Source organism: Myxococcus sp. CA039A (genome assembly GCF_013336645.1).
In the GTDB taxonomy this organism is placed as follows: Bacteria; Myxococcota; Myxococcia; order Myxococcales; family Myxococcaceae; genus Myxococcus; species Myxococcus llanfairpwllgwyngyllgogerychwyrndrobwllllantysiliogogogochensis.
Genome location: NZ_JABUMQ010000148.1, coordinates 1 through 25827, shown reverse-complemented (window position 1 = coordinate 25827; position 25827 = coordinate 1). Strand labels below are relative to the sequence as shown.

The 25827-nt window shown below is 68.8% G+C and carries 15 protein-coding genes and 2 tRNA genes; 8 read left to right on the top strand and 9 right to left on the bottom strand.

Going from position 1 to position 25827, the window contains the following annotated elements; translation table 11 throughout:
* Positions 1 to 9: 9 nt before the first annotated feature.
* Both HR086_RS24160 and HR086_RS24155 read left to right on the top strand, forming a co-directional pair.
* Positions 10 to 717 carry a 2OG-Fe(II) oxygenase gene (locus HR086_RS24160; protein WP_174466776.1) on the top strand — a complete coding sequence of 236 codons (708 nt, stop codon included), beginning with the start codon at positions 10 to 12 and terminating at the stop codon, positions 715 to 717.
* Between the two features lie 264 nt (positions 718 to 981).
* Positions 982 to 1353, top strand: a complete 372-nt coding sequence (locus HR086_RS24155) for a DUF1330 domain-containing protein (RefSeq protein WP_141646334.1) — start codon at positions 982 to 984, stop codon at positions 1351 to 1353.
* A 13-nt stretch (positions 1354 to 1366) separates the two neighbouring features.
* Here HR086_RS24155 and HR086_RS24150 read toward each other — a convergent pair whose 3' ends face one another.
* Positions 1367 to 3034: an amidase gene (locus HR086_RS24150; protein WP_174466774.1), complete on the bottom strand. Its 1668-nt coding sequence runs from the start codon at positions 3032 to 3034 to the stop codon at positions 1367 to 1369.
* 108 nt (positions 3035 to 3142) lie between these two features.
* On the opposite strand from HR086_RS24150, the gene HR086_RS24145 reads away from it, so the two are divergent.
* Complete coding sequence (locus HR086_RS24145; protein WP_141646335.1) at positions 3143 to 4201, top strand: patatin-like phospholipase family protein; 1059 nt, start codon at positions 3143 to 3145, stop codon at positions 4199 to 4201.
* Between the two features lie 19 nt (positions 4202 to 4220).
* Here the strand turns inward: HR086_RS24145 and HR086_RS48665 are convergent, their stop codons facing one another.
* From HR086_RS48665 to murJ, 6 genes are all read right to left on the bottom strand, one after another.
* Positions 4221 to 6632, bottom strand: a complete 2412-nt coding sequence (locus HR086_RS48665; protein WP_217441930.1) for a cation:proton antiporter — start codon at positions 6630 to 6632, stop codon at positions 4221 to 4223.
* A 307-nt stretch (positions 6633 to 6939) separates the two neighbouring features.
* Positions 6940 to 14253, bottom strand: a complete 7314-nt coding sequence (locus tag HR086_RS48655; RefSeq protein WP_174466773.1) for a myxosortase-dependent M36 family metallopeptidase — start codon at positions 14251 to 14253, stop codon at positions 6940 to 6942.
* Positions 14254 to 14781: 528 nt separating this feature from the next.
* A tRNA-Met gene (locus tag HR086_RS24125) sits at positions 14782 to 14855 on the bottom strand.
* A 68-nt stretch (positions 14856 to 14923) separates the two neighbouring features.
* Positions 14924 to 14997 (bottom strand) — tRNA-Met (locus HR086_RS24120).
* A 97-nt stretch (positions 14998 to 15094) separates the two neighbouring features.
* Positions 15095 to 17053, bottom strand: coding sequence for a S1 RNA-binding domain-containing protein (locus tag HR086_RS24115; protein ID WP_174462237.1), 1959 nt, complete (start codon positions 17051 to 17053; stop codon positions 15095 to 15097).
* A gap of 284 nt (positions 17054 to 17337) precedes the next feature.
* Positions 17338 to 19038 carry a murein biosynthesis integral membrane protein MurJ gene (gene murJ, locus HR086_RS24110; protein ID WP_174462112.1) on the bottom strand — a complete coding sequence of 567 codons (1701 nt, stop codon included), beginning with the start codon at positions 19036 to 19038 and terminating at the stop codon, positions 17338 to 17340.
* 105 nt (positions 19039 to 19143) lie between these two features.
* Between murJ and HR086_RS24105 the strand changes: the two genes are divergently transcribed.
* The 5 genes from HR086_RS24105 (at position 19144) to HR086_RS24085 (ending at position 24525) form a co-directional block, all read left to right on the top strand.
* Complete coding sequence (locus HR086_RS24105) at positions 19144 to 19623, top strand: ferritin (protein ID WP_141646338.1); 480 nt, start codon at positions 19144 to 19146, stop codon at positions 19621 to 19623.
* A 47-nt stretch (positions 19624 to 19670) separates the two neighbouring features.
* Positions 19671 to 20537, top strand: a complete 867-nt coding sequence (gene encA / locus HR086_RS24100) for an encapsulin nanocompartment shell protein EncA (RefSeq protein ID WP_174462111.1) — start codon at positions 19671 to 19673, stop codon at positions 20535 to 20537.
* 25 nt (positions 20538 to 20562) lie between these two features.
* Positions 20563 to 21987 carry a sigma-54 dependent transcriptional regulator gene (locus tag HR086_RS24095; RefSeq protein ID WP_174462110.1) on the top strand — a complete coding sequence of 475 codons (1425 nt, stop codon included), beginning with the start codon at positions 20563 to 20565 and terminating at the stop codon, positions 21985 to 21987.
* A 196-nt stretch (positions 21988 to 22183) separates the two neighbouring features.
* Positions 22184 to 23110, top strand: a complete 927-nt coding sequence (locus HR086_RS24090; RefSeq protein WP_371746259.1) for a M23 family metallopeptidase — start codon at positions 22184 to 22186, stop codon at positions 23108 to 23110.
* Between the two features lie 95 nt (positions 23111 to 23205).
* The gene (locus tag HR086_RS24085; RefSeq protein ID WP_141646342.1) at positions 23206 to 24525 is read left to right on the top strand and encodes a hypothetical protein; all 1320 of its coding nucleotides are present in this window, start codon (positions 23206 to 23208) and stop codon (positions 24523 to 24525) included.
* A gap of 111 nt (positions 24526 to 24636) precedes the next feature.
* Here the strand turns inward: HR086_RS24085 and rsmI are convergent, their stop codons facing one another.
* Both rsmI and HR086_RS24075 read right to left on the bottom strand, forming a co-directional pair.
* The gene (rsmI, locus tag HR086_RS24080; protein WP_174462109.1) at positions 24637 to 25467 is read right to left on the bottom strand and encodes a 16S rRNA (cytidine(1402)-2'-O)-methyltransferase; all 831 of its coding nucleotides are present in this window, start codon (positions 25465 to 25467) and stop codon (positions 24637 to 24639) included.
* 9 nt (positions 25468 to 25476) lie between these two features.
* A partial coding sequence (locus HR086_RS24075; RefSeq protein WP_174466772.1) for a YraN family protein occupies positions 25477 to 25827 on the bottom strand: 351 nt, incomplete at its 5' end.

Below are 25827 nucleotides of genomic sequence, written 5' to 3'. Positions count from 1 at the left end.
CCTTTTGTCGTGCGCCCCTACATCACCCACCGTCAAGCCCTCCCCCCCGTGGAGCTGGAGTCCCTGCGAGACGCACTGCTGGGCTCTCGCTTCGTGGCCCGCAGCCCGCTGATGGGCACGTTCCAGGCGAGTCGGGGCTTCGCCTTCATCTTCACACATGAAGGAAGGAGCACCCTGGAGGCGCGCTTCCCGTTCCTGCGCGCGTATCTCGCGCGGGTGCTGGCGCCGGAGAGCGCGCGCGGCTTGAGACCGTGGAGGGAGCGGTTGTTCGGCTCGCGCCAGCCAACGCCCAACGCGTTCTATCTGAACCTGCTGTTGCTCGACGCGGGCAAGGGCGTGGGCCGACACATCGACGCGACGTTGCAGGGGCCCAGCGGCGTCCCGGAGGCCACGCCTCGACACGTGAGCGTCCTGTATCTCCAGATGCCCGCGGGCGCGCGCGGCGGAGCGCTTCGCCTGCTGCATGACAATCGCGACGTGGGCGAGGTGCGGCCACGGCCCGGGCTGCTGGTGCACTTCCAGGGACATCTCCAGCACGAGGTGCAGCCCTTCCTCGGCGCGCGGGACGACTCGCAGCGCGCGAGCCTCGTCTGCGAGCAATACGTCTTCGCGCCCAACGCACTCGCGCGACTGCCGCCCTTCCGCATCCAGTCCAAGGCGGGCTTCGCCGCCTACCTGGATGCTCAGCGCGAGCGCACCGACACCGGAAACACCTGAACGAGCCTTCAACGGCCCGCGTGGAGCCCTCCGGATGGACCCGACACGGCGGGCCTGAATCGCTTCGGCATCCCACGTGAGGCGGGCGGCGGGCGTGTCGAGACGGAGCCTGGCTTCCGCGGCGCGCTCGCCGTGGGTGGCGTGGGCCCCAGTTTCTGGGGCTCCCGGGTCTGTCCTGTTCCGGGTTCACCGTACGGTGAGACTGAGCGACAATGACACGCCGTCTCGATGGGGGGCGGACCGATTCGATTTTCAGGAGGCACCGTGGCTGTCGATCCGCAGGGCACCGACGTTCAGCGCTTCATCCAGGAAGACCCCGGGGGGCCGCTGGTGATGATGAACCTGGTGCGGTTCAAGGAGGGGGGACGGGCCTCGTTCGCGGAGTATGCGAACGCCATCATGCCGTTCATGATCAAGGCAGGCGCGCAGCCCCTCTACGCGGGCGACGGCTCCACCGCGCTGGTGGCGGAGCCAGGGCAGACCTGGGACGCGGTGATGCTGGTGCGCTACCCGAGCCGTGCGGCGTTCCTGGAGATGGTGAACGACCCGGACTACCAGCGCTTCAGCCATCTGCGCACGGCCGCGCTGCACGAGGCGGTGATGCAGGCGACGCTTCCCTGGGCTGCGTCGCCCTGAGCGTGGCGAGGACTCAGCGCCCGGCGACGAGGCGCAGGTCCGCGGTGGGAACGAAGCCAGGCGGACGTCGGTGCCGCGTGGCCTGTTCGTAGGCATGGGCGAGCTTGAGCAGCGTGGGCTCGCTCCATGCGCGACCGATGAACGACAGCCCCACGGGCAGCCCGCGCACGTAGCCCGCGGGCACGGTGAGGGTGGCGTAGCCGGAGACGGCGGCGGGGGTGGAGCTGCTGCCCAGCCAGTGGTCGCCGTTCACCAGGTCGATGAGCCCTGGAGGCGCCTGCGTGGGCGCGACGAGCGCGTCCAGTTGGTGCTTGCGCATCACCTCGTCGATGCCCTGCGCGCGTGACAGCCTGCGACTGGAGGCCAGGGCCTTGAGGTACTTCGCATCGGAGAGCGGTCCGCGGGCCTGCGCCTGACGCAGCAGCTCCTGCCCGAAGTACGGCATCTCCGAGTCCTGGTGCTCCTCGTTGAAGCGGATGAGGTCCGCGATGGTGCGCAGCTTCGTCGTGCCGCCCAGGCTCGCGAGCCACGACTCCACGCCTGCCTTGAACTCGTGGAGCAGCACCTCGAACTCGGGCTCGTCCAGCTTCGCCGCGTTGGGGATGGAGGCCGGGTCGACGAGGATGGCGCCCTTCGACTTCATGACCTCCAGGGCCTGCTCCACCAGCGCGTCGGTGGCGGCGTGGTAGCCGAAGAAGCGCTCGCGAGGGACGCCGATGCGCGCGCCCTTCAGCCCGTCGGCGTCGAGGAACTTCGTGTAATCCAGTCCCGTGCGGCCCTGGCTCGCGGCGGTCGCCACGTCGGAGGCATCGACGCCGGCGAGCACGGTGAGCAGCGCGGCGGCATCCGCCACCGTGCGCGTCATCGGGCCCGCGGTGTCCTGACTGTGAGAGATGGGGATGATTCCCGAGCGGCTGACGAGTCCCACCGTCGGCTTGAGTCCCACGAGCGAGCACGCCGCGGCGGGCGACACGATGGAGCCATCCGTCTCCGTGCCCACGGACACGACACAGAGGTTCGCGGCCGTCGCGGCGCCCGAGCCCGAGCTGGAGCCCGAAGGCGACCTGTCCAGCGCATACGGATTGCGGCACTGGCCGCCGCGTCCACTCCAGCCGCTGGCGGAGCGCGTGGAGCGGAAGTTGGCCCACTCGCTGAGGTTTGTCTTGCCGAGGATGACAGCGCCCGCGGCGCGCAGGCGCTCGACGACGAACGCATCTCGCGAGGGCACGGCACCGACGAGCGCGAGCGAGCCCGCGGTGGTCTGCATCCGGTCCGCCGTCGCGATGTTGTCCTTGATGAGCACGGGGATGCCATGCAGCGGACCGCGAGCGCCCTTCTCCTTGCGCTCCAGGTCCAACGCCTGGGCGATGGCGAGCGCGTCGGGATTCAGCTCGATGACGGACAGGAGCGGCAGCGAGCCGGTGCTGTCCATGGCCGCGATGCGCGCCAGGTAGCGCTCCGTGAGGCCGTGCGCGGTGTACTTCCCTTCGCGCATGCCGGCCTGGAGGTCGACGATGGTGGCCTCCTCCAGTTCGAACGGACTGGAGGAAGGAGCAGCGTGCCCCGGCGGGTTCGCGGTGGCGTCCACCGTGGCCAGGGCCGTGACAGCGGCCGAGCCACCGAGGAAGGCGCGCCGACTCATTTCCCAGGAGCGATGTCCGGAAGGCGTGGGCTTTTTCATGGGGGCGCGCGCAGTACAGCAGTGGCGCATGGATTGTCGCAAGCCATGCGGGCCCGAGCACGGAAGTCCCGCGCAACCCACCCGCTCCTGTTACGGTGCAACCCCGACATGGCCTCGAATCTGACGCTTCTGGCGGGACCTGACGCGCTGCGGCTGCTGCGTGCGCGGGGGCTGCGCGGTGACGACGTGGATGTGGTGCCTGGAGCCTCCGGTGGCCCCAAGTGGTTGGTGCTGGCCGGGCTGGACCGCGCCCTGTTCGGCGAGCTCTTCAAGGGACGCACCCGCCCCCTGCACTTGATTGGCAGCTCCATCGGCAGCTGGCGACTGGCGTGTCTGGCCCAGAACGACCCGGTGTCCGCGCTGCGGCGCTTCGAGGCGGCGTACATCGACCAGCGCTATCCGCCCAAGCCTTCGCCCTCCCTGGTGAGCGAGACGAGCGAGCGCATCCTCGATGCGCTCCTGGGAGATGATGGCCTGAAGGAGATCCTCCACCATCCGTGGGCGCGGCTGCACATCGTCACCGCGCTGTGTCGAGGTCCCCTGGGTGTCGAGCATCCGCGCGTCCAGCTCCTGGGCCTGGCGCTGTGCGCGATGGGCAATGTGGTGAGCCGCAAGAGCCTGAGCCTCCACTTGCGCCGCGTCATCTTCGACACAGCCGGCGACACGACGCCCTTCGCGGGACAGAAGGATTTGCCGTCCGTCCACCTGCCCCTGACGGCGGAGAACCTGAAGCCGGCGCTCATCGCCTCGGGCTCGATTCCGCTCGTGTTGAGTGGCGTGCGCATCCCCGGCGCGCATCCAGGGGTGTACCGGGATGGTGGCGTCATCGACTACCACCTGGACCTGGACTTCGGTCCTGGTGAGGGACTGGTGCTGTACCCGCACTTCTATCCGTATGTGGTGCCCGGCTGGTTCGACAAGGCCCTGCGCTGGCGACGGGCGCGGCCGGAGAACTTCCGCAGGGCGCTGCTCATCTCCCCGTCCCCCGAGCTGGTGGCGAGGCTGCCCGGTGGAAAGATTCCGGACCGTGTCGACTTCGAGCGGATGACCGACACCGCGCGAATCCGCGCCTGGAATCAGGTGGTCTCCGAGAGCGAGCGGATGGGAGACGAACTCCAGGAGCTCATCGCCACGGGGCGACTCGCCGAGCACGTGAGGCCGCTCTGAGCCTGGAGCCGCGCGGCGCTCACTTCCCTACCGGCGCGGGCTCGCTTTCGAGCTGGACCTCGTCGAGGTAGCACCAGCCCCAGCTCTCACCGGGCTCCAGCGAACGGATGAGGGGATGTGTCGTCTCGTGGAAGTGCCCCGTCGCGTGCTTGTTCTTGGAGTCGTCGCAGCAGCCCACGTGGCCGCACGTCATGCACAGCCGCAGGTGAACCCAGGTGTCATGGAGCTTGAGACACTCCTCGCACCCCCGCGTCCGGGGCCGCACGGGACGGAGCTGGTCCAGGTGGGCACAAGGCCCCGTGCCCGCGCTCGGATGGAACTCGATGGTGGCCTGCGTGTCGATGAGCTCCGCCGCCGTGCGGGGCGCGACGTTCTCCGGTGGCCCGGCCTCCACCTCGAGTCCTTCGGGAGGCGGTGAGCGGAACAACTCCGCGCCGCGCTCGAAGGCCGTGACCGAGCCCTTGAGGACGAGTTCGTCACCGACCTCGAACCGCGTGTGCGGCTCCACTCGCGACAGCGGCACCCCTTCCCTTCGCAGCTCCAGGACCTTGAGTGCCCCACCGGCTCGCTGGACCAGCGCCTCCACCGTCTGTCCGACGATGGGCGCACCCGGGCGGACCGTCACGCGGCGAGAGCCCAGGCAGTCTTCTTCCAGGGCGCAGACGAGCAGCGGCTTCTCCAGCGAGCCCGCCAGTCGCAGCGCCGCGTAGCCGGAGCGCCGCACGGCGTCCTCATGGTCCTCGATCTCCTCGGGGGACTGTTGATAGTCCTCGAGAAGCGAGGTCAGCACGGCGACCAGACTCTCCAGCTCCTCGCACACGACGACGTCCGCGCCGGCCTCGTTCATCGGCTCCACGTCCGCGACCGTGCGCACGCGAGCCACCAGTCGCAGCGTCGGATTCTCCATCCGCGCCACCGCCACCACGCGGTGGGCCATGGCGACCTCGTCGTCGACGACCATCAACAGCTTCGCGCGTTGGACGCCCGCCACGCGCAGCGTGCGCTGACGCGCATAGTCGCCGCGAAGCACCGCCATGCCCTCGGCCTCCGCTTCATTCGCGCCCTGGGGACTCAAGGTGGCCACCAGGAACGGAATGCCCGAGCCGCGCAGCACGCGCGTGAGTCGGCGCGCGCCATCTCCGTAGCCGGCGACGATGACGTGGTTCTCGAAGCGGGCGAAGGACTCGGCCGCGAGGGCTTCGGACTCGTCCGTGGAAGGGCCCTCCTGCGCCATCGCGTTGTGACCTCTGCGGGTGAGGCGTCCACCCGCCCAGATGCCCAGCCGGGACAGCAACGGAGTGAGCACCATCAACATCACCGTGGCCGCGATGAACGCCTGGGAGCCCTCGGGGAGGCCCGCGGGAAACAACCCCAGGCGCCGTCCGCTGCGCTCCAGCACGAAGGAGAACTCCCCCACTTGAGCCAGGAGCAGCGCGCTCTCCACCGCCACCGGCGGGCGATAGCCGAGCGCCAGCACGCTGATGGCCGTCGTCACGGCCTTCACGACGAGCACCGCGACGATGGCCAGCAACACCACGGGCAGGTGCGCCACGAGGAAGCCCACGTCCAGCAACATGCCGACGGAGACGAAGAACGTCGCACTGAAGAGAATCTGGAGCGGGAGGATTTCTCCGAAGGCGTGCTCGCTGAAGCGGCTCTCGCTGACGACCAGTCCCGCGAGGAAGGCGCCCAGGGACACGCTCACGCCCGCGAGGCTGGTGAGGAACGCCGTGCCGAAGCACACCGCGATGACGGTGAGCAGGAACAGCTCCGGTGAGCACGTGCGCGCCACCACCTCCAGCAGCCGGGGCATCAGCCGCCGCGCCACCACCAGCACCGCGACGATGATGCCGAGCGCCTTGGCGAAGGCCCACACAAAGTGGAGCGGTGAGTCGCCCTTCCCCGCCAGGATGGGGACGAGCAGCACCATCATCACCACGGCGAGGTCCTGGAAGATGAGCAGCCCCAGGGACACCTGCCCCACGTCGGACGAGGTCCCTCCCCTGTCTCCGAGCAGCTTGAGGACGATGGCGGTGGAGGACAGCGCGACGAGGAAGCCGGTGAACAGCGCGGGCCGCCACGCCACGCCGAACAGCATGAGCAAGCCCATCATCCCCACGGACGCCAGCCCCACCTGGAGCCCTCCGCCGCCGAAGAGGAGCAGCTTGAGCCGGGCCAGCTTCTCCAGGCTGAACTCCAGGCCGATGCTGAACAGCAGGAGGATGACGCCGAGTTCAGCGGCGGAGTTCACCAGCTCCAGGTCCTTCACCAGGGCCAGGGAGTTGGGTCCAATCAGCGCGCCCGCGAGGAGGAAGCCGACGATCGGCACCAGCCTGAAGCGATGGCCCACGTAGGCCATCACCGCGCCCGCGGCGATCAGGATGACAATCTCTTGCAGGAACGGCGGCGCGGCCGAGGCGAGTGGGAACATGGACGGGAGGCGGCGGCCCGGTCGAGCCACACGGGAGCCGAGCCTGCCCCAGCGCGGATGGCCACCCGTGCGCCGCGCGGCGGATTCGTGCACCAGTCACCGTCACGCGGCGGGGGCTCGTCACTTCGCCCCCACGAACGTTGTCCCGCGAACGACGCCGGAATGAACAACGGCCGACACCCTCGCGAGAGGATGCCGGCCGTCGGACTTCAAGAATGCTCGAACCGCTGGAGAGCCTCCGGGTCCGGGCCTGTCAGGCACCCGTCCCCAGAGGAGACCGCCTCCCCGAGAGGAGGCGGCTTCCGGCTCAGTTCACGCGACGACGACGGTGCAGCAGGCTGAGCAGCGCCAGGGCGAGCATGCCCGCCGGAGCACCCGCGCCCGTGGACGAGCAACCACCCCCATCATCCGGGGTGGCCGTGGCCGCCACCGTGACGCTGTGGGTGGCGTTGTGGCTGTCCTTCACCGTCAGCTTGAACGTGAACGTGGCGCTGTCGTCATCCAGCTCCGGAACGTCCACGTTGAGCACCGCCTTGGTCGACTCGTTGAGCGTCACGCCCGGGCCGCCCGTCTGCTCCCACTTGTAGGTCAGGGCATCGCCATTCGCGTCGGAGGAAGCCGAGCCGTCGAGGGTCATCGACGTCTGGCTGCCATTGAGGATGATGCGGGCCTTGGCCACCGGAGCGACATTCTCCACCGGCGCCGCGGTGATGGTGATGACGACGAGGGAGGCCGAGCTGTTGGCCGCCCCGTCGTTCACCACCAGGCTGAACACCAGGTCGCGCTCGGCCGTCACCGTCGGAGCGGTGAAGGTCGGCTGAGCCGCCGTGGCCTCGGACAGCGTCACGGCCGGACCGCTGATCTGCGTCCACAGGTACGTCACCGTGGTGCTATCGGGGTCGCTGCTCGCGCTGCCGTCCAACGTCACGGTGGCACCGGACACGGCGGAAGCCGCCGCACCCGCGTTCGCCGTGGGAGCACGGTTCACGTTGCGCACCGTCACCGTCACCGTCGCGTTCACGTTGGCGTCACCGTCGGACACCGTCACGCGGAACGAGAGCGCCGCGTCGTCATCCACTTCGCCCGCGCTGAACGACGCGGTCGCCGTGTTGGCGTTCTGCAGCGTCACGGTGGTGCCCGTCAGCTGGGTCCACGCGTAGGTCAGCGTGTCGCCGTCCGCATCCGTGGCATGGGCCACGAGGGAGACAGTGCTCCGCTCATCGGCCGTCACCGCGGACGCCGTCACCACGGGCGCACGGTTCGGAACCGGCGGCGCGGTGATGGTGATGACGACCAGGGAGGCCGTGCTGCTGGCCGCACCGTCGCTCACCACCAGGGCGAAGACCAGGTCGCGCTCGGCCGTCACCGTCGGAGCGGTGAACGTCGGCTGGGCGGCCGTGGCGTTGGACAGCGTCACCGCCGGCCCGCTGACCTGCGTCCACTGGTACGTCAGCGTGGCGCCGTCGGGGTCGCTGCTCGCGCCGCCGTTCAGCGACACGGTGGCACCGGACACGGCGGAGGCCGCCGTACCCGCGTTCGCCGTGGGAGCACGGTTCACGTTGCGCACCGTCACCGTCACGTCCTGGGTCGCATCGAAGGTGCCGTCGGACACCGTCACACGGAACGTGAGCACCGCGTCGTCGTCCACGTTACCCGCATCGAACGTCGCGGTCGCCGCGTCGGCGTTCTGCAGCTCCACGGTAGCGCCCGTCAGCTGGGTCCACGCGTAGGTCAGCGTGTCGCCATCCGGATCGGAGGCCTGCGACACGAGGGAGACGGTGCTCCGCTCGTCGGCAGTCACCGCGGACGCCGTCACCACCGGAGACCGGTTGGGGATGGCCGCCGGGTTGATGGTGATGACCACCAGGGAGGCCGCGCTGCTGGCCGCACCGTCGTTCACCACCAGGCTGAACACCAGGTCGCGCTGCGCCTCCACCGACGGAGCGGTGAAGGACGGCTGGGCGGAGACCGCGTTGGACAGCGCCACGGACGGGCCGCTGATCTGCGTCCACGTGTAGGACAGCGAGGTGCCATCCGGGTCGCTGCTCGCGCTGCCATCCAGCGTCACGGTGGTACCGGACACGGCGGAAGCCGCCGCACCCGCGTTCGCCGTGGGAGCACGGTTCACGTTGCGCAGCGTCACCGTCACCGTCTGGTTCGCGGTGGCGCCACCATCCGACACCGTCACGCGGAACGTGAGCTCCGCGTCGTCGTCCACGTCACCCGCGTCGAACGTCGCGGTCGCCGTGTTGGCGTTCTCCAACGTCACCGTCGGAGTGCCGGACAGCTGCGCCCACGCGTAGGTCAGCGCGTCGCCATCCGGGTCGACGCCCTGGGCCACGAGGGAGACAGTGCTCCGCTCGTCGGCCGTCACCGCGGACGCCGTCACCGACGGAGCCCGGTTGACCCTCGTGACAGCCACGTTCACCGAGTCGCTCGCGACGGACGTCCCGTCGCTCACGGTCAGGCGGAACGTCAGCGTCTCCACACTGTCGGGAGCGGTGAAGCGGGCGGTAGAGGTGGTGGCGTGGGTGATGCCCACGGGCGTACCAGCCGTCTGCACCCAGGTGTACGTCAGGACGTCGCCGTCGGCGTCACCGCCAACGCCGCTCAGCGTGTACTCGGAGCGAGCACCCACGGTGCCGTCGGCACCCGCGTTCGCCGTCGGCGCGCGGTTGGCGTTGAGCACCGTCACCGTCACGTCGTGGCTGGCGGTCGCCGTGCCATCCGACACCGTCACCCGGAACGTCAGGGTGGCGGTGGTGATGACCTCGGCGGCCGTGAACGTGGCCGTCGCGGTGTTCGCACCGGACAGCGTCACCGCGGCGCCGGACAGCTGCGTCCAGGCGTACGTCAGCGTGTCACCGTCCGGGTCCGTCCCGGTGGCGATGAGGGTCGCGGTGGTGCGCTCGTTGACCGTGACGGGCGAGGCCGTCACCGCCGGCGTGCGGTTCACCGGATTGACCTGCACGTTCACCGTGTCGCTCGCGGTGGAGCTGCCGTCGCTCACCATCAGGCGGAACGTCAGCGTCTCACCGGTCGCCGTCTCCGGCGCGGTGAAGGTGGCGATGGCCGAGGTGGCGTTGGTGATGCCCACCGGAGTACCGGCCGTCTGCACCCAGGTGTACGTCAGGGCGTCGCCATCCACGTCGCTCGCCGAGCCGCTCAGCGTGGCCACGGCGCGCTCGTTCACGGAGCCATCCAGGCCCGCGTTCACCGTCGGCGCGCGGTTGATGTGAAGCACGTTCACCGTCACGTCCTGCGTGGCGGTCGCCGTACCGTCAGACACCGTCACCCGGAAGGTGAGGACGGCGTTGGCGGCCACTTCGCCCGTCGCGAAGGAGGCCGTCGCTGTGTCCGCGCCGGACAGCGTCACCGGGGCACCGGACAGCTGCGTCCAGGCGTACGTCAGCGTGTCACCGTCCGCATCAGAGGCCGTGGCCGTGAGGTTGGCGGTGCTGCGCTCATCGACCGTCACCGACGAAGCGGTGACCACCGGGGCGCGGTTCACGTCGTGGATGACCACGTCCACGGTGTCGTTCACGCTGACCTTGCCGTCGGAGACGGTGAGGCGGAACGTGAGCGTCGTGTCGAAGTCCACCTCGGGGGTCGCGAACGTGGCGGAGGCGGCCGTGTAGCCCGTCAGCGCCACCGGAGTGCCGGACACCTGCGTCCAGAGGTAGGTGACGCTGTCGCCATCCGCGTCGCTCGCGGAGCCGGACAGGGTGAAGCTGCCACGCTCATTCGCCGAGCCATCCAGACCCGCGTTCACGGTGGGAGCGCGGTTGACGTTGAGCACGCGCACCGTCACGAAGTCCGTGGACGTCAGGCTGCCGTCGCTGACGTTCAGCCGCAGCACGATGTCGCGGTCCGACGCCACTTCAGGGGACGTGAAGGTCACGGTGGCCGTGTCGGCGCCGGACAGCGTCACCGCCGTGCCGGAGAACTGCGTCCAGGTGTACGTGAGCGGATTGCCGTCTGCGTCCGTCGCGCTGCCCGCCACCGTCACCGCGGTGCGCTCGGGCACCGTCTGGTCCGGACCGGCGTTGGCGACCGGAGGACGATTCAGACACACGTTGTTGTCCGCCGCCAGGGAGGTGAACGGCGTGTTGTCGATGCCGCTGAAGGACAGGTTGTCCAGCGCCCAGCCCGTCGCGCCGACGAAGTTGTCGGTGCCGATGCGGAAGCGGATCTGGACCGTCTTGCCAGCGTACGTGGTGCCCAGGTCCAGCGTCGCGGGATCGAGCGTGGGGAAGTTCGCGCTCGTGCCGACGATGGCCTGACGGCCCTGCAGGGGGTTCAGCACGCCCGGGGCCGTATCCAGCACGCCACCGTACAGGGGGACGCCGATGTCGATCCACGTCTGACCATTGTCCTCGGTGAGCTCGATGACGGCGCCGTCGTAGTTGGCGTTCGCGTCGGCCTCGAAGTCGTGGGTGTGGTCGAAGCTGACGATGAACGGCGCGGTGGCGCTCACGTTGAGCGGCGGGGTCTTCAGCCAGAAGTCCGTGGGGAACTCCCGGTTCTCGCCGAAGAACGCGCGGTCGATGAACGCGTCATCGACGTAGACGAGCCCGAAGAAGTACTCGTTGATTTCAGGCGCTTCGCTGGACTCGAGCTCCCAGGGGAGCGTCGCGGGGTTGGACTGGACGTTCTCCGTCCGGCTGGTCTCCGGAGCCTCGTCGTAGTTCGTCACCGCGTTCAGCGCGGCGATGACGTCTCCCGGAACCGCCTGGTTCTCATCGCGGAAGGCGATGATGAACTCCGCGACGGAGGCCGTCGCGGCGCCCGTCAGGGTCACCGGCAGCGCCACCGTCACCTGGCCGAACACGGGAATCTCAGGCAGGCGGACCACGCCCGCGTTGCCGATGACGACACCGCGGGACGGCGAGAACACCGTCACCGAGGCGTTGCGCGCGGGGTGCGAGCCGGTGTTCGCGATGGTGACGACGATGCGACCCGTCTCACCGTTGTCGAGCACACCGTCGCGATCACACGAACCGGTGGGCAGGTCGTCGGAGAGCGTCGCGCTCACGAGCCCCAGCGCGGGGCCGGTGCGGAAGCTTTCGACCAGACCCTCGTGGGTGGTGGAGACATAGGACGGGGCCACGGCGCCGACACCGGCGCCACGCTTGGCGAAGGCCGTCCACATCCGCTCCGCATCCGCGGGGTCGATGGCATAGGCACCCGCGAGGATGGCGTCACGCGCCTCCAGGAAGGTGGGCGCGTAGGGCGTCTGCATGTACCCCAGGACGATGTACTGCTTCATCCGGTCCTGAGCCTCCTGGAACGGGTGGACGCGCAGCAGCGACGTATAGGCCTCCCAGAGCATGGTGGCCCACACCTCACCTGAGTTGTGGAACTGCGAGTTCGGGAGGGTGTTCGTAATGATGGGCGCGGTGGTGGGCAGGGCGGACGAGTTCGCGATGTGGCGGAACGTCAGCGCGTTCTTCGCCATGTCGGACGAGTACGTCACGCGGCGGATGCCGAAGAAAGCGCTGTCGGGAGAGCCGTAGCGGGGGGCGAACTCCGCCGCGCCGTACGCACCCGTCCAGTCAGGGTTGGAGGGGACGTTGATGTCCTCCGCCCGGGTCACCATGAGCAGCGCGTGGAAGTCAGCCCAGCCCTCGCCCATGGAACGGCCCTGTTGGTTGACGAGGCCGCCCGCATCGAGGATGAGGCGGTTGCTGATGTAGTGCCCCCACTCGTGCGCGACGATGATGTTGTCGACGGTGCCGTCCGGGCCGATGCTCGGCGCACGGAACAGGCGCACGTTGAGGCCCGGCTCATTGCGAAGCAGGTTGCCATTCGCCAGGGTGATGCGCAGCGCGGGGATGGTGAGCGTGGTCGAGGTGCCGCCCATGTCCGCGACCGGCCCCGCGGCGTTGTCCGCGATGATGACACCCGTCGCCCCAGCGGCCTGCGCACTGGTGAGCTTGTCGACGAAGCCGCAGCCACCGCGGTCGATGAGGGCGATGTTGCCAGCCACCGCCGCCGCGTTGGTCAGGGGGGTGCAACCGTCCGTGGTGGACGGCCCCCCCGCGGTGACTTCGTCCAGCGCGATGACGACATTGCCCACCACGTCGAACGCCTGGGCACCCATGCCGGATGCGATTCCGACGGCATAGTTACCCGCGACATGGGCGGGAGCATTCACCGTCAGGTACGTCTCGCGCGGGCCGGAGAAGCGGTACATCTGCATGCGCGGTGAGGCACCATCCGCTGGCGTCAGCATGTTGGCGTTGTCGGTGCCGCTGTAATCCTGCGCCTGCGCCTGGATGGGGTCGCCGTCCTCGCCACCGCGCTCGAAGTTGTCGAGCTGCGCGTTGCCCGAGAGCTCGTCGAACCCGGAGTCGTAGTACCAGTCGTGCAGCCAGTTGTTCAGGTAGAACAAGCTGGTCGTCGCCGCGGCGATCTGCTCCGCATTGGCGTTCGGCTGGATGTCGAACAGCATCGTCCGGTCGAACACGCCGGGAGCCGTGACGGTGGGGCGAAGGTCGCCCGCGCTGAAGAAGTCCGGCGCAAAGAGGTCCGCGTACGCGTCCACGTTGTTGCCGGCAGTCACCGTCGCACCCGCCGCGAGCCACGGATCATTCTGGCTGTAGGGCGCGTTCTGAAGGGTGACGAGCGAGGGAGGAACGAACGCGGGCCGGAAGCCCGTCGGCGCACCGTCCGGGTGCGGCGTGGCGTTCGTGCCAGCGGGACCGTCGTGAGGCGTATACGGGGGGGTGGTGTCCGCGAAGACGCGGTAGCTGAAGGCGGCCTGCTCGCGCATGTCCTTGCGAGACAGCACGCGACCATCCAACGCGGAGATGACGTACGCGTAGGCGTCCGAATCGACGCTGTTCTCGCGGCCGGTGATGACCTCCACGTAGTACGCGGGCACCAGCGCGTTCGGAAGCGCGTAGTAGACCTGCTTGGCGCGGGCGGGCTCGCGAAGACTCTCTTCCTGCGGTCGCGCGTACGAGGCCAGGGCGTAGCGCGTATAGCGGCCCGTGGGCTTCGCGCTCTTCACCTGGTTCAGCAGGCTGCCGTCGAGCGCGGAGCCCGTGACGTCCTGGAAGGCGGCGGCGATGGCGGACTTCGCCGACAGCTTGAAACGCATCCGCTCCGGCGCGGCCCGCGCCGTCACGTGCTCGGAGATGGTGCCGGAGACCGACACCAGCTCGTTGTTCTTGTTCAACAGCAGCCGGAGGCTCTGGCGGAACACCTCGACGCCGGAAACCTCCTGCGCCACGGTGACGACCTTGACACCCTGGGGCAGCTGCTTGACGGCGGAGACGCGGGCACCGGCCACCTCGAACGACTTCACGCCGTACATCGCCGCGTAGTCGTTGAGCTGGGTGAGGGCCGCCTGCGCCGGCGCCATGCTGGCGTACTGCGCCTTCAGCTTGTTCTGTGCACCACCAGTGGCCCACAGGAAGCGAGGGGCGCCGGTGTGCTCATCCCGGTGGGTGACACGGGCATCCGTGTCGGCGTCCACCGGCTTGAAGCTCGCGGCGGTGCGGCCCGCGGGCTTGGCTTCCAGGAATGCGTCGTAGTTCGGCAGCGTCCGGGCGAAGGAGCCAGTACCTGAAAGTACCAGCGCCAGGCCGGACAGCTTGGCAACCAACCTTCTCACGTGGGGGTGCTCCCATGGGATTGCGCGGGGTGGGAGCCGCCCGGGAGACCCGATACGTCGCGTTCCGACAGCCTTGCCGGAAGCTCAGGTCTGTTCTGATTGGCTCCCAGGTGACAAATTGTCACCTGTTGGAGAGATTAGTGCCTTTACTGGTGTAGGTTGAAAGGCGACATTGCGGTTTTTTCTATGATGGCGGGAGATTTCCGTATCCACGAGAGACCTCGTCTGAAAAATCCCCAGTTATCTCAAGGGGCTGCAATGTCCAGGGCCAACATTCCAGTGCTGACGGACCTACCCAGTTTCTCCGGTGTCAAGCCAGACGTGACGGGGAGTCCAGGCGGTCGTCAGGGCACGGACACTCCCCTGCCCCCGGGTTGATCTGCCATTGGGCTGAGGGGCGGGGCGGCGCGCTGACGCGAAGGCATCCAAGCGCACCAAAGAGAAAACCCCGGCCACCATCTCTGGCGACCGGGGTCTTCAACCTTGCGGTTTCTTCCGAATCCAGACAGGCCCTCGAAAGACACCAAGTTGCGGGGGCAGGATTTGAACCTGCGACCTTCGGGTTATGAGCCCGACGAGCTACCAGGCTGCTCCACCCCGCGACATGTTGTGTTTGCCTATAAACACCAGAGGCCCGGCTTTCTATTCTCCGGGCCTCTGGCATTCCTAATTGCGGGGGCAGGATTTGAACCTGCGACCTTCGGGTTATGAGCCCGACGAGCTACCAGGCTGCTCCACCCCGCGTCAGCGGCGAGGGAGGTAGTACCGCCCCTCGCCGTGGACTGCAACATCTATTTCCCGCGAACTCGAACACGCGTCACACGTGCTCGAGTCCGGTGAATCACTTGCCGAACTTGCTGAAGAGATCGGCGAGCGTGCCGAAGCCCTTCTTGCCAGCGGCGGCGCCCTGCGGCTGCTGCGTCTTCTGCCACTCCTCCACCTCGGCACGCTCCTCGGCGCGCACCGCGGCGGTGACGGACAGACGAATCTTGCCGGAGGCGTCGATGTCGAGAATCGCCACCTTCACCTCCTGACCGAGCGCGTAGTGCTTGCGCAGATCCGTGCCGCGCTCGGTGCCCGTCTCGCTGGCCGGGAGCAGACCCTTGCCACCCGGGAACTGGAGGAACACGCCGTAGGGCTCGATGCGGTCCACCTTGCCCACCACCACCTGCCCCGCCTTGGGACGCGGCGTGGCCGGAGCCGAAGGCGCGGTCTTCTCCGCGGCCACCGGAGCCGTGCGCTCCTCGGGAGGACGCTGCGCCTCGTCCTCGGTGATGCGGCGCAGGCCGATGCGCTTTTCGTTCGCGTCGATCTTCTCGACGGCGACCCAGATGGTCTCGCCTTCCTTCACGACGTCGCGCGGGTGCGCGATGCGGCGATCACTCAGCGCGGAGATGTGCACCAGGCCATCCACGCCCGGACGCAGCTCCACGAACGCGCCGAACTGCTGGAGGCGGACGACCTTGCCCTGCAGGCGGTCGCCCTCCTTGATCTCGGAGATCGCCTTCTTGAAGGGATCTTCCTGCCGCGAGCGCATGGACAGCGTGATGCGCTCCTTCTGCTTGGTCTTGTCGGGCGAGTTGGGCTGCGCGGGCTCCATGCGCAGGATCTCCACCTCCACCTCGTCGCCGGACTTCACCACGTCGCTGGGGTGACCCACGCGCGTGTACGAGAGCTCGGAGACGGGGATCATCCCCTCCACGCCGCCCAGGTCCACGAACACGCCGAAGTCGCGCACGCCAGAGACCTTGCCCTTGACGATGCTGCCCTCGGACAGGGTCTTGCGCGTCTCCGCGGCGAGCGTGCGCTGCTCGTCCTCGAGCAGCGAGCGGCGCGACAGCACCACGTTGCGGTCACGAACCTCCGTGACGCGGAACTTGAGCTTCTCGCCGATGAACTGATCCGGCTTCTCCACGTAGCGCAGGTCCAGCTGGCTGATGGGGCAGAAGGCGCGCTGGTCACCGATGGCGACCTCGACACCGCCCTTGTTCACGCTCAGCACCATGCCCTCGACGGGCATGCCGGAAGCGCGGGCCTCGGCCAGCATCGCCATGGACGCGCTGCCCTTGGCCAGCGCGCGGCTCAGCACGATGCCCTTGGCGCCCACCTCGATGACGTGCGCCTCCAGGCTGTCGCCAACGCCGAAGCGCAGGATGCCCTCGTCGTCCTTGAGCTCGCGAAGCTCGATCATCGCCTCGCTCTTGGACGAGCCCTCCAGCGACACGAACGCGGTGTCCGCGCCGAGCTGGAAGATGGTGCCCTTGACCTTCTCGCCCAGGCGGACGCCCCGACGACCCGGAGCGCCCCCCTCCTTCACCTGCACCTCGAACATCTCGGCGAAGGACTCGGACTCGGGGACCTCCTCGTACAGCGCCGTGGAAGGCGCCGGCGTCGGCGCGACAGGGCGCGGCGTGGGAGTCGGAGTGGCGCCGGAGGCCTCGGCGGCGGCCGTGGTGGCCTCCGCCGTCGCGGTCGCCTCGGCGGGCTGCTCACCCACCGGACCCCGCGTTTCGATGGCACCCGACGCACGCTTCACGACGACCATGGGGCCGGACGGACGGCGCTCGCCGCCACCACCGCGGCGCTCACCCCCTGGGCTGCCACCGCCCCGCGGACGGCGCTCCTCGCGAGGAGCTCCTCCTTCGGGACGCGGCTGCGCATCGCGGCCCTGACCGGGACCGCCGCGCTCGCCTCCGCGACCGCCGCCGCCGCCACGACCTCCCTCGCCACGGCTTGCGCCGCCCGAAGGAATGCCGAGCATCACGTCGCCGAAGGTCGCCTTCGGCTTCTTGGGGCCCATTCCGCCAGGACCGCCCGCATTGGAACCGTTCTTCTCGTCGCTCACTGCCGAGACCTTCCTGAGACGAAGTCAGCCCAGACTTCCCGTGAAGCCGGAGCCCATGAAAAAGGCGGCGCACTCTACACGCGCGCCCTGTCGGGAGGAAGCCCCGATGACGCGCACGTGGTCCACACCACCGCCAGGACCCTAACGACGAGAGCCCTTTACGCCATCCCTTCCGACACCTGGTTGCACCCCCAATCAAAGCCTGCCTGCTCCGTCAGGAGCCGAGCCATGGCGCGCACTTAGCGCTTGCGACGCAGGCGGCCAGAAACCTTGCGGAACACCGCACTGGCCTCCGGCACGCCGAGCGCCGCGGCCACCGCGAAATAGATTACTCCCATTGGGAGGGCGACGGCGATGAATCCCAGGATGGGATGCATCGCGGGGGGGGCGAGGAAGGCCCCACCCCACTCCGCTTGCACTCCGGGCATGGGACCCAGCACCGAGGCGAGCCCCAGCTTCACCCCCAGGGCCACCGTTCCGGCGATCACCGCCGCGCCCCACAGTCGGGGCAGCAACCCCGAAGGCACGCCCACGCGGCCCAGCTGCCTGGAGAGCTTGCGGCGCAGAAGGGTCGACTCCAGCCAGGCCACCATGCCGCTGGAGAGCGTGAGGCCGAGCGCGCCCAGTTCAGGGGGGAGCCCCAGCCACTCGGGCCCGTGAAGGCCCAGGACCCAGGCCCCCAGCGAGCCCAGCGCCACGCGGACGATGGCGAAGCGCAGCGGCGTCTTCGGATCCTTCAGCGCGTAGAACGCGGAGGCATAAAGCCGGCCCACGGTGGCGGCCACCAGCCCCACGGACGCGCCGATGAGCAGGTACCAGAGGTAGCGCGAGTCCGCCGCGCCGAAGCGGCCCGTCTGCAGCAGCGCCGCGGCGACCATGTCTCCCAGGAAGAAGAAGGCCGCGGCCGAGGGCACCACCCAGAAGGCGATGCGCCGCGCGCCCGCGTCGATACGCGTCCGCAGCTTCGCGACGACCTCCTCCCGCTCGCCATCCGCCGCGCGCGCCATCTCCGGCAGCTCCGCCGCGGACACCGCCATGCCGAAGAGGCTCACCGGGATGAGGTAGATGGTCTGCGCATAGACGAGCGAGGACATGGCCCGCTCGGAGATGAGCGTGGCGAAGGCGGTGTCCACCCACGCGCTGAACTGCACCACGCCGCGCCCCAGGACGACGGGCCCGAAGCTCTTGAGCACCTGGCGCACCGGCGCCGCCGCGGTGGAGAGCGAGGGCCTGAAGCGCCCCAGCAACTTGAGGACACTTGGTACCTGCACCGCGAACTGGAGGAAGCTGCCCGCCACGACGCCGTAGGCGAGCAGCTCCACCAGGCGCTCCTCGCCATAGCGGCCGCCCAGCACCAGCAGCGTGAGGATGATGGCGCCGTTCCACACCACCGGCGCCAGGTACGACAGCAGGAAGCGGCGGTGGCTGTTGAGGATGCCCAGACACCAGGCGCTCAGCACCAGGAAGCCAGTGCCCGGGAAGAGGACGCGCACCACGCGGATGGCCAGCTCGCGCGCGTGGCCCTCGAAGCCCGGGGCGATGAGGTCCACGAAGAGCGGCGTGAAGAGCATGCCCGCGCCCACGAGCAGCGCGGTGGCCAGCGACAGCAGGCCGAACACCGCGCCCGCCACCCGGTCCGCCTCCTCCGTGTCCTTGCGGCCGAGCAGCTGGGCGTACACCGGAATGAACGAGCCGGAGAGCACTCCCTCGCCAAACAGGTTCTGCAGGAAGTTGGGGATGCGCAGCGCCGCCTTGAAGATGGCCGCCGCCGCCTCGTTGCCCAGGTAGTGCGCGAAGACGCGCTCGCGCACGAGCCCCACGAGCTTCGAGGCGAGGATACCCGTGGCCACGAGCAACGCGCCTCGGCCGCTGGAGCGCTCGGACCGAGGAGACGGGGCGGTGGGAGGCGGCGGAGAAGGCTCGGGCACGGAGGCGGTCACGAGCGCCGGACTCTATGCGTGACGTCAAGTGGCATGAAGCAGGAAACCCACCGGGCCCTGTTTCTCTTGACGGTGCCCCCGGCGGATTGCAAGGGTCCATTCCCAATGGCCGAAACCCCGGACAGCGACCTGGACGACGTGGCGCGCATTCGCCGCGTGCTGGCGCGCGAGCTGGAGACCATCAACGAATACGAGTCCTTCGCCCGGGCCGCTTCCCACCCGGAAGTGAAGGCGTTCTTCCTCCACCTGGCGACAGAGGAGAAGGAACACGTGTCCGAGGCGGTTCACATGCTGCGCATGCTCGACGCCAACCAGGACGCCCGCTTCACCAGTCCCATCGCGGCCGGGCACTTCCAGCAGGCCGTCGCCGATGCGGGCACACCCGTCGCGGCCCATTCGCCCTCCCCCACCCCACCGGCGCCGAACGTCATCAACGGCCGGTCCCCGGTGGAGCCGCTCACCGCCCTTCCCCCGCAGCGCCTGATGTACGGCCTGCCCGCTCCGCCGCCCGCCGTGGAGTCCCATCCCCTCACGGTGGGCTCGCTCCGCCGGAGTGGCGGTGGTGGCGGCGGCGGCAATCGCTGAAGACGTTCCTTTTCTTTTCTCCTTGTTGAGTATCTGGAGACTGTTCGATGCCTGACTTCCTTGGACATGCCGAGAACCCGCTCCGTGAAGAGGAGTGGGCGCGCCTGAATGAAACCGTCATCCAGGTCGCGCGGCGCTCGCTCGTGGGCCGCCGCATCCTCGACATCTACGGTCCGCTGGGCGCGGGCGTGCAGACGGTGCCCTACGACGAGTTCCAGGGCGTGTCCCCGGGCGCGGTGGACATCGTCGGCGAGCAGGAGACCGCGATGGTCTTCACCGACGCGCGCAAGTTCAAGACCATCCCCATCATCTACAAGGACTTCCTGCTGCACTGGCGCGACATCGAGGCGGCCCGGACGCACAACATGCCGCTGGACGTGTCCGCCGCCGCGGGCGCCGCGGCGCTGTGCGCGCAGCAGGAAGACGAGCTCATCTTCTACGGTGACGCGAAGCTGGGCTACGAGGGCCTGATGACGGCCAACGGCCGGCTCACCGTGCCGCTGGGTGACTGGACGGTGGCGGGCGGCGGCTTCCAGGCCGTCGTCGAGGCCACGCGCACGCTCAACGAGCACGGCCACTTCGGCCCCTATGCCGTCGTGCTGTCGCCCCGGTTGTACTCGGCGCTGCACCGCATCTACGAGAAGACGGGCGTGCTGGAGATCGAGACCCTCAAGCAGCTGGCCTCGGACGGCGTCTACCAGTCCAACCGCCTGCGCGGTGACTCGGGCGTGGTGGTGTCCACGGGCCGGGAGAACATGGACCTGGCCGTGGCCATGGACATGGTGGCGGCCTACCTGGGTGCCTCGAGGATGAACCATCCGTTCCGCGTGCTGGAGGCGCTCCTCTTGCGCATCAAGCACCCGGACGCCATCTGCACCATTGAGGGCCCCACCGCGGCGTCGGCCCGTCGTTAGTCCGGCCCCTCCGCGCCCTGCTCCCATGGCAAAAGTCCTGGTGATTGACGACGAGGCGAATCTCCGCAAGGTGCTCGCCGCGATGCTGCGCCGGGATGGCTTCGACGTCACCGTCGCGGAGAACGGTGAGCAGGGGCTGGCGGAGTTCCACAAGAACGGCGCCGACATCGTCGTGACGGACCTGGTGATGCCCAAGGTGGGCGGCATGGAGGTGCTGAGCACCATCCGCTCCGCCAACCCCGACGTGCCGGTCATCATCATCACCGCGCACGGCACCGTGGACTCGGCCGTGGACGCCATCAAGGCGGGCGCGTTCGACTACATCACCAAGCCCTTCGACCAGACGGAGCTGTCCGCCGTGGTCGCCAAGGCCGCCAAGACGAACGAGAGCGCCCGTCGCTCCGTCCGTCCGGACCTCAAGGCGCGCGCCGCCATCATCGGCGAGTCGCCCCAGATGCAGGACGTCTACAAGGTCATCGACAAGGTGGCGGACACGCCCTCCACGGTGCTCATCACCGGCGAGAGCGGCACCGGCAAGGAGCTCATCGCCACCGCGCTGCACGGCGCCTCCAGCCGTCGCGACAAGCCGTTCATCAAGATCAACTGCGCGGCCATCCCCGCCACGCTGCTGGAGAGCGAGCTGTTCGGCTACGAGCGCGGAGCCTTCACCGGCGCCGTCACCTCCAAGCCCGGCCGGTTCGAGCTGGCCGACGGCGGCACCCTCTTCCTGGACGAAATCGGGGAGATTCCCGTCGAGATGCAGGTGAAGCTGCTGCGCGCGCTCCAGGAAGGCGAGTTCGAGCGCGTGGGCGGGATCAAGACGACGCGCGTGGATGTGCGCCTCGTTGCCGCCACCAACCGCGACCTCCAGGCGGAGATCGAAGCCGGCCGCTTCCGCAAGGACCTGTACTACCGGCTGGCGGTGGTGCCGCTCACCCTGCCCCCCCTGCGAGAACGCCGCAGCGACATCCTGATGCTCGCGCGGCACTTCGTGGACAAGTACAACCGGCGCCTCAACAAGAAGATTGAAGGCATCACCGACGACGCGCTGGCGCTGCTGCAGGGCTACGCGTGGCCGGGCAACATCCGCGAGCTGGAGAACCTCATCGAGCGCGCGTTGCTGTTCGCGGACGGGCCGCTCATCACCGCCAAGGACCTGCCAGAGCCCGTTCGGCAGGGAGCGGGCGTCCAGGCAAGCCCCGCTCCGCCCCCCAGCGCACCGACCCTGGAAGTTCCCACGGGTGAGGTGGGCCTGAAGGACATCGTCCGGATGAAGGCGGCGGAGCTGGAGCGGGACCTCATCGTCAAGAAGCTCGATGAGACGGGCGGCAACGTCACCCGGGCCGCGCGGCTCTTGCAGATCAGCCGCAAGTCCCTGCAAACGAAGATGAAGGAATTCGGTCTGCGCGACACCACGCCAGACGAGCAAGAGGACGGCCCCGAGGATTGACCCTCGGCTGGCGGAATTCCTCGTCGCGGGCGCTGGTTTTCGCGCCCGCCCACTCTTTCCAAACCAGGGAGCCTGTATGCGGCCGAACCTTCCCACCCTCGGTGCACCTCCAAAGCGCAGCCCCATCGGGCCCGTGGTCGCCGTGTCACTCATCCTTGGCGGAGCCGCCGGGGGCGTGTGGTGGTGGAAGCAACGGATGGCGAACGCCACGGGCGAGGCCGCCATCCACCAGCCTGTCGCCGAGGCCACCGGCCCCGCGGATGCGGGCGCCCTCGCGGCGGCCCCTCTCGCCGCGCCTGTTCCCGTGGACCCGGTGAAGGCCGCGGGCCTGGAGCGCGCGTCGATGCGCATCGAGGGCCCGCTGGAGACGGCCCTCAACAACTCCGCTGGCGCGGACGTGGGCCCGGCCCTGGCGCAGGTGGTGACGCGCACGCTGGTGTGGTGGGTGGAGGTTCCGGGTGAAATCCTGCGCGGCGACACCCTGGACGTGCTCTTCCAGCGCCGCCCCAACGAGGAGCCCCTGGTCCACGCGGTGCGCTTCACCAGCGCCAAGCTGGGCAAGACGCTCAGTGCGTACCGCTACCAGGCCGGAACCGAGGGCGCCGCGCGCTACTACCTGTCCACGGGCGAGGAGCTGGAGCTGCGCCTGGAGAAGTCGCCGCTGGACGACTACGAGCAGGTGACGTCCCTGCTGCGCGACGGTCGCCGCCACAAGGGCGTGGACTTCCGCACCCCGGTGGGCACGCCCGTCAAGGCGCCCTTCGCCGGCGTGGTGAAGCGCAAGAACTGGAACTGGGGCAGCAACGGCAACTGCCTGGAGCTGGTGGAGACGGGCGGCCGTGGCCGCCGCGCCCTCTTCCTGCATCTGGACGAGGTGTCCAAGGACATCCACCCGGGCTCGCGCTTCAACGTGGGCCAGGTCATCGCCCGGAGCGGCAACACGGGCCGCTCCTTCGCGCCCCACCTCCACTACCAGCTGATGACCCAGGACGACCGGGTGCTGGACCCCTTCGACCAGCACAAGACCTACCGCCGCACCATGGCGGCCGGCCACAAGACGGGCTTCGATGACGAGGTCCGGCGCCTGGAAGGGCTGCTCGGAACCTCCGTCGCGGGGAAGTAAAAGCAACCCGATTCTTGACACTCCTTCGACGGCGCGGCTAGCTGGAAGCCCCCGGGCTTGCCGGAAGGCCCGCTCGTTTCGCCGTCGGAGGTCGGATGCACAGGCTTCGCGCCGTACTCGCCGCGCTGACGCTGGGCGCGCCGTTCGCCGCCAGCGCGGCAGATATCACCCGGATCGCTTCCTCCTTCGAGGATGACGATCCGTTCGACCTGTTCATCGACGTCGGGTTCGAACGTACGCAGACTCGCGCGAAGATTGTCCGCGAGCAGCTCGCGCCCGCGGGCACGCCGCCCAACGAGGATGGCTCGCCAGCCACGCGCGGTGACGCCGCGGAGCTCTGGTACAAGGGCGTCGATGCCCGCCTCAACCTGAGGCTGGCGGTGGGTCTCTACAGGGACTTGGAGCTGTCCTTCACGCTCCCGCTGGTGTTCCAGCAGAACGAGCGATGGGACTTCACCTCCCAGTCGTCCCAGGAGTCTTCCACCATCACCAACAACTGCATCAACGCGGATGGCTCGACCATCGCGGGATGCCTCTCGGACCCGCAGACCAACGGTGTGCCGCTCTTCGGCGTGCCGCAGGAGAGCTTCCGGGGCGGACTGGGCAACCTCCACTTCGGCCTGGCCTACGCCTTCTTCAATCAGGCGAAGGACGAGACCAAGCCCACCTGGATTGTCGGCATCGACTACGAGGCCCCCACCGCGAAGGTGAGGGACCCGAGCGTGGACACCACGAACTCGGACGAGCGCGGCAACATTGGCGACCGGGTCCACAAGTACCAGCTCTACACGGCGTTCTCGCGCCGCATGGGCGTGGCCGAGCCGTACTTCAAGGCCAGCTACACCATCCCCGTCCGAGGTCCCCTCTTCTATTCGAACTGCGACCAGCGCACGTCGAACCCCACGAACCTGGGTGCTCCCGGCAACTGCGGCGAAGGTCCGTGGAACCGCAAGGAGACGGGCATCAAGTCGCCGGAGATGCTGGGGATGGTCGCCGGTGTGGAGCTGGTGCCGTTCGACAGGCCTCAGAAGCACCAGAAGTTCACCCTGGACCTGCGGGCCATCGGCAACTACGTGGGCGCGGGCCGGTACAACAACGAGCTGAGCGCGGCGCTTCGCAAGCTGCTCACCTCCGAGGAGTACTTCCAGGTCGGCGGCATGCTCGGCGCCACCGCGAGCGCGTCGGACACCTTCAAGATTCGCGCGTCGGGCACGTTCCTCTACAACACGGACCACACGCTGACGAACGAGGAGATGGGCCAGGACCTCAACGGTGATGGTCAGGTCGACACGGCGGTGGGCTCGCCCGAGCTCAACCCGACGTTCGACTGGCGCTACGACCTTGTCTCCCGCCGGTTCCGCGCCATCGGCAGCACGACGTTCCGCTTCGACCTGAGCGCTTCGTTCAACTTCTAGCGGCAGATGACACCCGGGAGGCGCGGCATCCACCGCCTGCCTCCCGGTGTCGCGGGCAGCAGCAACGCGGACGCCAGGAGGGAGAACGCGCCTCCTGGGTCCCGCTTCGACTCACCGCTTCAGCGACAGCCCGAGTCGGTAGACGTCCTGTCCCGACCAGCCCGCACGACGCGCCAGCTCGGTGCTCAGGGGCTTGAGCTTCTCGCCGCGAGCAAGCCCCTCTTCGAGCCCGCGCCGCAGCTCTTCCTCGGACCAGCGGCGCTCTCCGGTGCGGCCTTCCACGAGCACCACGACCTCACCCCGGGCCTCTTCCGTCTCGTAGCGCGCGGACAGCTCTGACAGCGGCCCTCGCACGAACTCCTCGTGCAGCTTGGTCAGCTCGCGGGCGACACACGCACGGCGGTCCCCCCAGACCTCCTGCAGGTCCGGGAGCGTTTCTCCCAGACGGCGCGGAGACTCGTAGAGCACCAGCGTCGCGGACAGCGCGGCCACCTCTTCAAGCATGGCGCGCCGCTCGGCGCCCTTGCGGGGCAGGAACCCCAGGAAGTGGAAGCGCCCCGTGGGCAGCCCGGACGCGCTCAGGGCCGCGACGAGGGCCGTGGCGCCCGGGATTGGAACCACCGTCAGCCCTCGTTCCAGCGCCTCCGCCACCAGTCGCTCTCCGGGGTCGCTGATGGCCGGACTGCCCGCGTCCGTGACGAGCGCGCAGTCATCCCCTTCTGCGATTCGATCGAGGATTCGCCCGGCCCGCTGCCCCTCCGCGAAGGCGGGCAGGCTGACCAGGTCCTTGCCGCCAATGCCGAAGTGGTCGAGCAGCACACGGGAGTGCCGCGTGTCCTCGCAGGCGATGAAGCGCACCGCGCGGAGGGTCTCCAGCGCGCGCGCAGAGATGTCACCCAGGTTCCCGATGGGCGTGGCCACCAGGTACAGCGTTCCAGCCATGCCTTCCCCTTACATGCCCGCATCGAAGGCGCCGGGAATGTGCTCCACGGTGGCGCGCGCTCCACGCCCCACCACGGAAATCACGTCGAAGCGCATCATCCGCTCACGCAGGTCATGAGCGAAGAGATAGTGCAGCGCCGCCTTCACCACCCGACGCTGCTTGGCGAACGACACGGTGTGCGCCGGGTCTCCCCATACGGCCGAGGAGCGCATCCGCACCTCGACGAAGCACACGGTGTCCTCTCGCTCAGCCACCACATCCAATTCGCCGTAACGACACGGCCAGTTCCGCGCCCTCACCCGCCAGCCCCGCTCCTCCAGGTACCGCACCGCCACCGACTCCGCCTCATCCCCGAACTC

Coding starts and splice junctions, on each gene's coding strand:
- HR086_RS24145 (WP_141646335.1), top strand. CDS start 3,143: ATGGCCTCGAATCTGACGCTTCTGGCGGGACCTGACGCGCTGCGGCTG.
- HR086_RS24115 (WP_174462237.1), bottom strand. CDS start 17,053: ATGGGCCCCAAGAAGCCGAAGGCGACCTTCGGCGACGTGATGCTCGGC.
- HR086_RS24150 (WP_174466774.1), bottom strand. CDS start 3,034: ATGAAAAAGCCCACGCCTTCCGGACATCGCTCCTGGGAAATGAGTCGG.
- HR086_RS24085 (WP_141646342.1), top strand. CDS start 23,206: ATGCACAGGCTTCGCGCCGTACTCGCCGCGCTGACGCTGGGCGCGCCG.
- HR086_RS24090 (WP_371746259.1), top strand. CDS start 22,184: ATGGCGAACGCCACGGGCGAGGCCGCCATCCACCAGCCTGTCGCCGAG.
- rsmI (WP_174462109.1), bottom strand. CDS start 25,467: ATGGCTGGAACGCTGTACCTGGTGGCCACGCCCATCGGGAACCTGGGT.
- HR086_RS24095 (WP_174462110.1), top strand. CDS start 20,563: ATGGCAAAAGTCCTGGTGATTGACGACGAGGCGAATCTCCGCAAGGTG.
- encA (WP_174462111.1), top strand. CDS start 19,671: ATGCCTGACTTCCTTGGACATGCCGAGAACCCGCTCCGTGAAGAGGAG.
- HR086_RS48665 (WP_217441930.1), bottom strand. CDS start 6,632: ATGTTCCCACTCGCCTCGGCCGCGCCGCCGTTCCTGCAAGAGATTGTC.
- HR086_RS24105 (WP_141646338.1), top strand. CDS start 19,144: ATGGCCGAAACCCCGGACAGCGACCTGGACGACGTGGCGCGCATTCGC.